General features: G+C 38.4%; 10 protein-coding genes. 2 read left to right on the top strand and 8 right to left on the bottom strand.

Translation table 11 applies throughout. The features are described from left to right. Positions 1-78: 78 nt before the first annotated feature. The 8 genes from ltrA to hemA form a co-directional block, all read right to left on the bottom strand. A complete protein-coding gene (ltrA, locus tag J5J03_RS21330; protein WP_208585947.1) occupies positions 79-1,338 on the bottom strand; it encodes a group II intron reverse transcriptase/maturase in 1,260 nt (419 codons plus the stop codon). Positions 1,339-1,932: 594 nt separating this feature from the next. Then, on the bottom strand, positions 1,933-2,607 hold the full coding sequence (locus J5J03_RS21325; RefSeq protein ID WP_208592435.1) for a FadR/GntR family transcriptional regulator: 675 nt from the start codon (positions 2,605-2,607) through the stop codon (positions 1,933-1,935). A gap of 110 nt (positions 2,608-2,717) precedes the next feature. After that, entirely contained in the window at positions 2,718-4,004 is a 1,287-nt protein-coding gene (hemL, locus tag J5J03_RS21320; RefSeq protein ID WP_208592433.1) for a glutamate-1-semialdehyde 2,1-aminomutase, read from the bottom strand. Between the two features lie 13 nt (positions 4,005-4,017). Continuing rightward, positions 4,018-4,998 carry a porphobilinogen synthase gene (hemB, locus tag J5J03_RS21315; protein WP_208592431.1) on the bottom strand — a complete coding sequence of 327 codons (981 nt, stop codon included), beginning with the start codon at positions 4,996-4,998 and terminating at the stop codon, positions 4,018-4,020. Continuing rightward, positions 4,998-5,762 (bottom strand): uroporphyrinogen-III synthase, encoded by a 765-nt coding sequence (locus J5J03_RS21310; RefSeq protein ID WP_208592429.1) that lies wholly within the window; start codon positions 5,760-5,762, stop codon positions 4,998-5,000. The genes hemB and J5J03_RS21310 overlap by 1 nt, the downstream gene beginning before the upstream one ends. Then, positions 5,759-6,691, bottom strand: a complete 933-nt coding sequence (gene hemC, locus J5J03_RS21305; protein WP_208592427.1) for a hydroxymethylbilane synthase — start codon at positions 6,689-6,691, stop codon at positions 5,759-5,761. Before hemC ends, J5J03_RS21310 begins: the two co-directional genes overlap by 4 nt. Positions 6,692-6,715: 24 nt before the next feature. Next, complete coding sequence (locus J5J03_RS21300) at positions 6,716-7,534, bottom strand: cytochrome C assembly family protein (RefSeq protein WP_208592424.1); 819 nt, start codon at positions 7,532-7,534, stop codon at positions 6,716-6,718. An 18-nt stretch (positions 7,535-7,552) separates the two neighbouring features. Beyond that, on the bottom strand, positions 7,553-8,920 hold the full coding sequence (gene hemA, locus J5J03_RS21295; protein WP_208592422.1) for a glutamyl-tRNA reductase: 1,368 nt from the start codon (positions 8,918-8,920) through the stop codon (positions 7,553-7,555). A 279-nt stretch (positions 8,921-9,199) separates the two neighbouring features. On the opposite strand from hemA, the gene J5J03_RS21290 reads away from it, so the two are divergent. After that, positions 9,200-9,679 (top strand): LiaI-LiaF-like domain-containing protein, encoded by a 480-nt coding sequence (locus J5J03_RS21290; protein WP_208592420.1) that lies wholly within the window; start codon positions 9,200-9,202, stop codon positions 9,677-9,679. Positions 9,680-9,751: 72 nt separating this feature from the next. Then, positions 9,752-10,651, top strand: coding sequence for a DMT family transporter (locus J5J03_RS21285; RefSeq protein ID WP_208592418.1), 900 nt, complete (start codon positions 9,752-9,754; stop codon positions 10,649-10,651). Positions 10,652-10,695: the final 44 nt, after the last annotated feature.

Here is a 10,695-nt window from a genome sequence, read left to right as displayed (position 1 = left end):
AATCGAGATAGGGGGAGGTGACTAACCTCCGACCCTCTCACATCACCAAACATACGGTTCCGTATTTGGCGATTTCATTCAAGTCATACGTGAAAATTGATAACGAATAAACAAACTTTCTAGTCCTTGGCTTCCCCAATATCGGTTGCCGAGGGTTCTGTGTAAAATGGGGCTGTTCGCAATCCGCCAATAGGCTTTCCTTGTGTTGGCCCATTCCCACGCTTTCTCCTTCTTCACACCGAACCTTTGTAATTCTCGATACCTTGTCTTGACCAACTTCCATTCTTTCCATCGAATCATGCGGAGTCTACGTTGGATCCAACTATCTATCTGTTTCAGAACACTTGGTGCCTCGGTCAATTGGTAATATCCTATCCAACCGATTAAGTACCGATTTAATCGTTCGATTCTGGTCTCCATACTGATGTTTTCTTTCCTTGATGTTAAGGAACGGATTCGATCTTTGAGCCTCTTAATACTCTCTTTTGGTATGCGAACCTTTGGTCTCTTCTTGTGACTGGTGAAGGAGAATCCTAGAAATTTTCGTCTCCATGGACGATCAATCGCACTCTTTTGTTGATTCACTTTCAGCTTTAGTTTTCCTTCCAGGAATTCCGTCATGTTTTGTCTGACTCTCTGTCCTGCTCTTTTGGAACGAACGTAGATTTGACAATCATCCGCATAACGGACGAAGTGCAGTCCTCTGCGCTCCAATTCTTTGTCCCATTCATCTAAGACAATATTAGAGAGTAAAGGACTTAACGGGCCACCTTGTGGTGTTCCTTCTGTGTTCGACTGAACAAGTCCTTGCTCCATGACTCCTGCTTGTAGATAGCGACGGATTAATGTCAGCACTCTTGGATCGTTAATCCGTTTGCTCAGGGTGCGCATTAAACGATCATGATGTACTTTATCAAAGAATTTCTCTAGATCCATATCTACTACCCAACGACAGCCTTCTTGTATATACCCTCTTGCTTTCCTCACCGCGTCATGACCTCGCCTTTGGGGACGAAATCCATAACTATGGTCCGAAAACTGCGGGTCATATACTTTGGTCAACACTTGTGCGATCGCTTGTTGTAGAAAGCGATCTGTCACGGTTGGAATCCCTAGCTTCCTCTTTCCACCGTCTGGTTTCGGGATTTCGACTCGACGGACCGGTTGAGGTTGATAGGTTCCTGTTTCCAATTGTTGCTTGAGGATTGTCCAGTTCTCTTTCAAATGCACTCGTAGGTTTTGTACGGGCATTTGGTCGATTCCGTGGCTTCCTTTATTCTTTTCTACACGCCATATAGCTTGTAGTAGATTCTCTCGTGACAGTATTTGTTTTAACATTCGTTCTCTCTCCTACGTACATGATCGTTCTCTTTATGTGGTATGTGTTCTCCACCCTTCTCATGTCCCCCACGGGATTCACCGTTTCCTCCATGAGGAAGGAACTTGTGTTTCTGCTTCATCAAACCATACGTATCCCAAGTGATCATGTTCCTTTCCTGATTCCGCCCTTCCCTGTTCCTCTAGAAGAAACAGGTACTATGGCTTCTGCTGACTTCTGATAGTTCAGTGAATGTTCACACATCCGGTTACGGTAAGTGTACCGCTTTGCTATCAGACCTCCCGGGGTAAGCATCTACACTTCCTCCCCATATCCTTGCTTCATTTACTACCTATACCCTTCGGCAGTATGGACTTTGATGTGTTTGGCAGTCTCATCCAAGTATAAATAGCCTTCTATGAAGTTCGTGTTCCTCAAGGCGGGAATTTGCCTCCGACTTCCTTCAGATTCTAGGTCGCCCTAGACACCCTTGTCCTTGGCTAACTGGTACTACTGCCTTCCCAGTTCGGGACTTGAACCCTAGAGTTTAGATGCATGCCCGGCACACCAAAAAGGACATCTTGGCTAAATCCAAGATGTCCTTTAATGGACTATTATTCAATTCGTAACTCTTCCATTGCATGCAAAATATGAATTTTCATTGCGCTTCTTGCACCTTCAGGATTACGATTTTTCATAAATTCCATTATCATTTTATGATCGTTGATCGTATCTTTGATTGCAAGTTCCTTTTTCTTTGATAAAATGACTCCCTTGTCGATAGCTTGGTAAATAACTGGCATCAGCTTTTCCATAAATTCATTATGGGTAGCCTTTACGATGGATTTATGGAACTTCTGTTCTACAGCTGTTCGATCCTCGTTGTGCTTAATTTTTTGTTCTATTTGGATTCCATAATCTAAAATACGCTTTAATTCAGTATCACTTGCTCGAATCGTCGCATAATAGGCAGCTTCGGGTTCAAATATCAAGCGCATTTCATACAAATCTTTCGCATTTATTTTAGCATCTGCAAGAAAGCCCAATGCTTCTAGATTATTTACATCAATGTCTTCCTTTACATATGTACCCTTCCCTCTTCTAATCTCTAAAATGCCATTAGTAACCAAGATTCGGATTGCTTCCCGAAGGGTTGTTCTACTAATATTTAGCTCCTCTGATAACTCATTTTCGTTCGGGAGTTTATCACCTGGAAGAAATCTTTTCTCAATAGCAAGCATTGACATTATATCGTCTGCTACACTATCAGATAGTCTTTTTTGAACCATAAACTTTATCACCCTAGTTTTCTTTCTAGTATAGCATATAGATTGTGGTATCCCATTCAAATTATTTAAAAAAAGCTTGCAAACCTTTATGGGGCTTGCAAGCTTTTAGTTTAAGCTAACTTTTGAAATGCTTTCTCTGCTGCTGCGATTGTTTTTTCAATATCATCATCCGTGTGGGCCGTAGACATAAATAGACCTTCAAATTGAGAAGGAGGTAGGAAGATCCCCTCTTCTGCCATTGTTCGATAGTATGTTGCAAATGCTTCGGTATCTGATTTCACTGCTGTTTCATAGTTCATAACCGGTTCATCTGTGAAAAAGACTCCAACCATCGATCCCGCACGATTGATTTGTAATGACACACCGTGTTTATCCGCTGCTAATCTGTAACCTTCCACAAGTCGATCTACTTTCTTATTAATCTCATCATAGGCAGCACGATCCATTGCCTTTAACGTTTCTAAACCAGCTGTCATTGCAAGCGGGTTACCCGACAATGTTCCAGCTTGATAAATATCACCGACAGGAGCAATACGTTCCATAATCTCACGTTTACCGCCATAAGCACCAACCGGTAAACCTCCACCAATTACTTTTCCTAAACAAGTTAAATCAGGTGTCACCTCAAAATGACCTTGTGCACAATGATAACCAACACGAAAACCAGTCATTACTTCGTCAAAAATAAGTAAAGTGTCGTGTTGCGTAGTAATATCTCGAAGTGCTTTTAAAAATTCTTGTTGTGGTGGTACAACTCCCATATTACCTGATACAGGTTCGGCAATAACAGCTGCAATATCATCACCAAATTGTTCAAAAGCATACCGAACACTCTCTAAATCATTGTAAGGTACGGTAATCGTATGTTGAGCAACACTTTCCGGTACACCAGGACTGTCTGGAAGACCTAGTGTCGCGACACCTGAACCAGCTTTTATCAGCAATGAGTCACCATGACCGTGATAGTTTCCTTCAAATTTAAGAATTTTATTTTTCCCTGTATAGCCACGAGCTAGTCGCAAAGCACTCATTGTTGCTTCTGTACCTGAGTTAACCATACGTACCATTTCAATGGAAGGAACACGATCGATTACTAATTGCGCTAGTTCATTTTCCAGCAATGTTGGTGCACCGAAGCTCGTCCCTTTTTCTGTAACCTCTTTTAACTTGGAGACTACTCGGTCATCCGCATGACCTAAAATTAATGGCCCCCAACTTAAAACATAATCAATGTATTCATTACCATCAATATCGTATATTTTGGATCCCTTACCAGACTCCATATAAATGGGGTTCATTCCAACCGATTTAAATGCTCGAACAGGTGAATTAACCCCGCCCGGCATTAAGCTTACCGATTCTTTATATGCATCTACCGATTTCTGATTTTCACGCATAAGAGCTGCCTCCTTATTTATTTTGAAGCCATTTGGCCACATCTTTTGCAAAATACGTAATAATAATATCCGCTCCAGCTCGTTTCATGGAAGTCAGCTTCTCTAGAACTATCGCCTGTTCATCAATCCAACCATTAAGACTAGCCGCTTTGACCATCGAATATTCCCCACTTACATTATAAGCAACTACTGGGACAGGATGTTGATCCTTGACTTCGCGAATGATATCCATGTAGGATAACGCTGGTTTAACAATTAAAAAGTCTGCACCCTCTTCGATATCAGATACAGCCTCACGGGTTGCTTCTAATCGATTTGCAGGGTCCATTTGATAGGTCTTTCTGTCACCGAATTGTGGTGTACTTTCTGCTGCATCACGAAATGGACCATAAAAAGCAGAAGCATACTTAACCGCATAAGACATGATAGGAATATGCTTAAATCCTGCCTCATCAAGCCCTTTACGAATTTCAGCTACAAATCCATCCATCATATTTGATGGTGCAATAATATCTGCTCCAGCTTCAGCTTGCGTAATCGCCGTTTTCACATGCAGTGGTAATGATTTGTCATTATCGACATCCTGATTTTCAATCACACCACAATGGCCATGGGATGTGTACTCACAAAGACAAGTATCTGCAATAACTAGTAGTTGATCTGTCTTCTGTTTGATCTGACGAATGGCTAGTTGAACAATACCATTTCGGTCATAGGCACCTGAACCAACTTCATCTTTCTCTTTCGGAATTCCGAATAACAGGATAGACGGAATACCTAGTGATAATAACTCTTCTACTTCTTCATCGAGGTGATCAAGTGATACTTGAAAAACACCTGGCATTGAACTAACTTCTTTTTTAACATTTTCCCCTTCGACGACGAATAACGGGTATACTAGATCATCTACTTTTAAATTTGTTTCACGTACAAATCGTCTCATAACACTAGAGTTTCTTAAGCGACGATGACGATCAAAATGTGTTGTTGCCATTATGCATCACCTTTTCTTATGTAATCACGATAAACTTCTACCATTCTCTCAATAGTAAATATTTCTGGATATAGAATATGACGGAACGACCGCTCACGTAAAGCATTGGCTGTTGTTTCCCCAATTGCAACTGTAACCATCGAATGGATTGCGTGCTCATACAGATCTGGGGCTAAAAATTGCTGAAAAGCAGTAACAGTCGATGGACTGGTAAAAAAAATCGCATCAACTTCAGATACTGCTTTATTAAGCAATGATTTAGACTTCTCATTTCTTATTGTACGATAAACCACGATTTTTTCAAAAGGTACACCAGCTTCCTTGAGCAATTCAGGAATTTCTCTTCTGGCATTTTCACCACAAATAAGCGCAATCCGTTTCGTACCATTTTCATTTAAAAACTCTTCGACCATAGCTTTACCATTGTAAGTAGAAGGTTGAAAATTAACAGTATAACCATAATTCATTAATGACCTTGCTGTTTTTTCACCGACAGCTGCAATTTTATTTTTCACTTGAATCCCAAGCGTTGTTATATATTGATGAAAAAAGCGTACTGTATTTACACTCGTAAAGAACAGCCAATCAAATGAGGCAATATTGATCAATTGACTGCGATTTTTATCGTCATATATTGCCTCAAAGCAAAGGAGCGGTACACGCTCACAACTAGCACCATACCCTTCAAGTAATTGGATCAAGGGTAATGCTTGTCTCGCTTCCCTTGTCACCAATACCCTCTTACCTTCTAAAGGCAGACTCATCCCTGATTCTCCTTAATTGCTTCGTCTACCAATTTTTGAGCACCTTGAGCTTGCAATTTTTGCGCTGCTTCTTTCCCAACTTGTTGCGGATCAGTCCCTCTTACTATTTCTTTTAATATCGTATTACCATCACTACTTGCCACTAATGCTGTTAATACCACCTCATCACCATCAAGATATGCATATCCACCAATCGGTACCTGACAACCGCCATTTAACAAATGCAAGAAGGTACGTTCCGCTGTTACTGTTTTTTCCGTGTAAGCATCATTAATTTTTTCTAATAATGCTAATAGTTCTTGATCATCTTCTCTACATTCAATCGCTAAGGCACCTTGTCCAACAGCAGGTACACAAACATCTGGTTCTAGATATTCCGTCACAATATCCTCACTCCAGTTCATTCGTTTTAATCCTGCTGCTGCCAGAATAATCGCATCAAAATTCTCTTCTTTTAACTTCCGCATTCTTGTTTCAATATTTCCACGAATCCATTGAATTTTGAGATCGGGTCGTGCTGCTAGAATTTGCGATCCTCTGCGCAAACTGCTTGTTCCTACAACCGCACCAGCCGGTAAATCAGTTAATTTGATATGATCATTGGATATAAAAGCATCCCGATGATCTTCCCGCACAGGAATGGAACCAATCAACAGCCCCTCTGGCATAACTGCGGGCATATCTTTCATACTATGTACAGCAAAATCTATTTCTTTGTCATACATTGCTTTTTCAATCTCTTTTACAAAAAGACCTTTACCCCCGACTTTCGAAAGTGTCACATTAAGAATTTGATCCCCTTTTGTTACAATCTTTTTAATTTCAAATTGGTATTTATCACCCACATGTTTCTTTAATTGCTCAATAACCCATTCAGACTGAGTCAATGCTAAATTACTTCTTCTTGAACCTACGACAATTTTACGCAAGCTAGTTGCCTCCTTTGTGTTTTGTTACATATGAAAATTCGATAAACTGTTAAACAGAAAAAAGTTAATCAATAAAACGAGAAATGCGAATATATTCCAGCTTAAAATAGTTTTACCTTGATAACCCCTTTGAATTCGCATGTATAAATAGACGGCATAAATGACAAACACAATGATGGAACCAAGCGTTTTACTGTCACCCCAGTAAAACTCCGCACCCGTCATGTAAGCCCATACGACACCTAAAATAATTGATAACAGTAGTAGCGGTTCACCCAAACCAATCAATTGAAATGCTCTTTTCTCCAATCCTTCTAAGTCTTGGAATCTTCTTAACCATTTATACCCTTTTTTCTGTTTAAGAAATTTATATTGCATATAGTATAGACATGCTAAAATAAACGAAATGGTAAACAGACCATAGGATACGAGTGCAAGTACAATATGCGCAAAAAGCATTTCATCTAATACCAATGGGATCTGGGTAGAATCTGTGATTTGCATCGATCGTAAGGTATGAATGATCATGATAAAAAAACCAAATACACTTATAAAGAACATAAAAAATTCAAGGCGGAACATTCGGTGAACGATTAACGAAAACGTAATAATAATCCAGGTGTACGTATATAATCCATCATTTAGGGTCTGAATTGGTATACTTGATGTTTGCCAAATTTCTGTTAACAAAAAAATGGTTTGAAAAAGCCAAACCATTGCAAGCAACCAGAAAGCAATTCGATTCGCTTTCCGGTTATGGTACAGAAAATCTATAAAATAAATAATTACGGTCAAGCCATAGAGTAATAATACACTCTCTTGTAAAAATCTTTCTGCAAACATATTGGGAAAACCACCCGATTAATGTGTCGACACATTTTGTAGTTTCTGTATAATGCTATCCTTATTTTTTTCAAAAGTAATCACTTTGTCATTTTCTGTTTTTTTCACTTCTTCTTTTACGAGGTCTTCAATATCAAAGATTTGGATAAATAAGGCTAATGCTTGCTCTGCATTCTTTTGGCCAGCAAATTCCTTCGCCTGCAAGATAGGTTGTTTTAATAATTGATTGACAATACTTTTTGTGTGTTTATTTAACACTTTACGTTCACGTTCTGTCAGGTTAGGCATTTTGCGTTCAATACTTTTCATAGTCTCTTGTTGAATCGATAATGCTTGTTCACGTAATGCAGTAATAACAGGTACAACACCAAGTGTTTGTAACCATTCATTAAATGCAACAATTTCTTCTTCAATCCACAGTTCAATGACTTCGGAAGCTTCTTTTCGTGCCTCTAGATTAGCATCTACCACATTTTGGAGATCATCGATATCATACAAGAACACATTATCTACAGCTTCCAGAGCTGGATCTAAATCTCTTGGTACAGCAATATCAACAAGAAATAACGGACGACCTCTACGCTTTTTTTCTACACGTTTATAAAGATCTTTGGTAATCATGTAGTCATTCGCACCAGTAGAACTGATTACAATATCAGCTTGCACCAAAGTGTTTTCAAGCTCAGCAGTTGATTTTGCAACACCATTAAATTGGCTTGCCAGTTGTTTTGCTTTCTCCATCGTACGATTCACAACTGTTACCTGTTCTGCCCCGGAACCATAAATGTTTTTGGCAGCTAATTCACCCATTTTACCAGCACCAATAATGACAATATGCTTTTCTTTCAAATCTGTGAAAATCTTTTTTGCTAATTCAACCGCTGCATAGCTTACAGACACGGCATTCTCGTTGATTGATGTTTCCCGTTGACTTTTTTTACCGATCGTTATTGCTTGCTTAAATAGCTCATTAAAAATAGTACCAGTCAATTTTTGTTTTTGTGCATCTAAAAAGATTTGCTTTACTTGACCAAGAATTTGCGTTTCACCCATTACCATGGATTCCAATCCACAGCTCAAGCGGAATAGATGTTCCACTGCTGCTTCATTTTCATACATAATCAGGTGTGGTGCGAATGTATCCTTTTCGATATCAAACCAGTCGGCCAAAAATTGTTTGATAAAATATCTTCCTGTATGAAGTTGATCAACTACCGCGTAAATTTCCGTGCGATTACAAGTAGAAATAATGACATTCTCTAAAATGCTTTTTCTGCTGTTTAATTCTATCATTGCATCAGTAATCGTATCTTCACGGAATGCGAGCATTTCCCTAACTTCAACAGGAGCTGTTTTATAATTTATACTCGCTGCTAAAATATGCACTGTATCTACCCCCAAAAAAGCAAAAGCCTAACACATAAGTAATTTTATTATAACATGTTTTCATTTCGAAATCGTGATGATTTTATGAACAGTTTATTAATCATCTATGATAAAATGAAACTTGTTGTTATGTGATTTTGAATTCATTAGTACTTTATCACGGTGCTGAACGTTTGTAAGCCTACCGTTTGATGATATTCTCACTTTATCATATTCAATATATTTTATCAAGAAAATAAATCTAAATTAATAATAATTATAATCTAGGAGTGTTTGTTTTTGAAAAATAATGGTCTTGTAGCTTATTTATTGATTGGAATTGGAGCATTTTTCTTACTTAGGGAATTACGGCTTCCTATATTTACTGATTTTTACTCATGGCCTACTTTATTAATATTAGTAGGGGCAGCTTTTCTCATTCATGCTTTTTCATCTAAAGATTTTAAAAATGTCTTTCCTGGCATCCTATTACTTGGTCTAGGAATCCATTTCCATGCTCTTACCCATTATCGATTTTGGATTGATCACTGGGGAATGTATACCATGATTATCGGTATAGCTTTTTTAGCTCGTGCTGCTAAAACGAAAAAGGGATTTATTCCTGGTATCATACTATTAATTATTTCTGGTTTTGCCATTTTCGCTGATAATCAGCCAGGTTGGTTTAGCTGGATCAATCAGCTCATGGGCTGGATTGAACGTTTTTGGCCAGTAGTTTTAATTGGGTTAGGTTTGTATATGCTGTTGAAAAAAAAATAATATGTGCTATGATTACTATGCTTTCTGAATACAGAAGCCTTTGAAAATATAGAGAGAAAAGAAGGTGAAAGTATGAAGAACTATTTTGCTTATTTCGTTACATTAATTGGAGCGAGCTTTTGGGGTTTGACAGGCTTGTTTGTCGATGGATTGTATAATGAAGGATTTACTGCTTGGGAAATCGTTGCAATCCGTTTAACTGTTTCTACCATCATATTAATGCCGCTTATCGCCATTCTTGCTCCAAGGAAGTTACGGATTCAATGGAAACATATCCCTCACTTTGTTGGACTAGGGGTATGTAGTATTGTTTTTTTCAATTGGTGTTACTTTACAGTGATGAAACAGACGTCACTTTCCATAGCTGTCGTATTACTGTACACTGCTCCTGTTTTTGTTACCGTATTGTCTAAATATTTCTTTCAAGAAGCCATTACGAGCAGGAAAATCACCTCACTAGTATTGACGATTTTTGGTTGTGCGCTGGCTATTCAACTAATACCGATTGGAAATATGCAAATTCCTTTCCTTAGTATTGTATTAGGTTTATTGTCTGCCTTTTTCTGTGGTTTATATAGTATTATTGGTAAACAGGTTAGCAGGCACTATAATTTTCTTACAACAACTGTTTATGCGTTATGTATGGGTAGTATTTTTATTCTGCCAACTAGTAAGTTATGGGAGAAGTCGGAGGCTTTTCAATCAGCTGAAGTCTGGATAAATATTGGTGGAATCGCTATGATATCCACGATTGGAGCCTATACCCTTTATACGTTTGGGCTTACTCGCATCGAATCGAGTAAAGCTGCCATTCTAGGAGCAATGGAGCCGATTGTTGCCGTATTGATTGGTGTGATTATTTTTAATGATAACTTAAAGTTTTTACAAGTTGTTGGAATAATATTAGTAATCAGTGCAGCATTCCTGACTGTTTACCATAAGCAAAGAAAAGTTACTAAAACCGAGCAATAACGCTCGGTTTTTTGTTTAAGTACTGATAGAGACTTTCTAATTTC

Source organism: Gracilibacillus suaedae (assembly GCF_017599345.1).
Lineage (GTDB): Bacteria > Bacillota > Bacilli > Bacillales > Amphibacillaceae > Gracilibacillus > Gracilibacillus suaedae.
The sequence above is the reverse complement of the archived record's forward strand: the minus strand, read 5'-3'. Positions and strand labels throughout refer to the sequence as shown.

Coding starts and splice junctions, on each gene's coding strand:
- ltrA (WP_208585947.1), bottom strand. CDS start 1,338: ATGTTAAAACAAATACTGTCACGAGAGAATCTACTACAAGCTATATGG.
- J5J03_RS21325 (WP_208592435.1), bottom strand. CDS start 2,607: ATGGTTCAAAAAAGACTATCTGATAGTGTAGCAGACGATATAATGTCA.
- hemL (WP_208592433.1), bottom strand. CDS start 4,004: ATGCGTGAAAATCAGAAATCGGTAGATGCATATAAAGAATCGGTAAGC.
- hemB (WP_208592431.1), bottom strand. CDS start 4,998: ATGGCAACAACACATTTTGATCGTCATCGTCGCTTAAGAAACTCTAGT.
- J5J03_RS21310 (WP_208592429.1), bottom strand. CDS start 5,762: ATGAGTCTGCCTTTAGAAGGTAAGAGGGTATTGGTGACAAGGGAAGCG.
- J5J03_RS21300 (WP_208592424.1), bottom strand. CDS start 7,534: ATGTTTGCAGAAAGATTTTTACAAGAGAGTGTATTATTACTCTATGGC.
- J5J03_RS21285 (WP_208592418.1), top strand. CDS start 9,752: ATGAAGAACTATTTTGCTTATTTCGTTACATTAATTGGAGCGAGCTTT.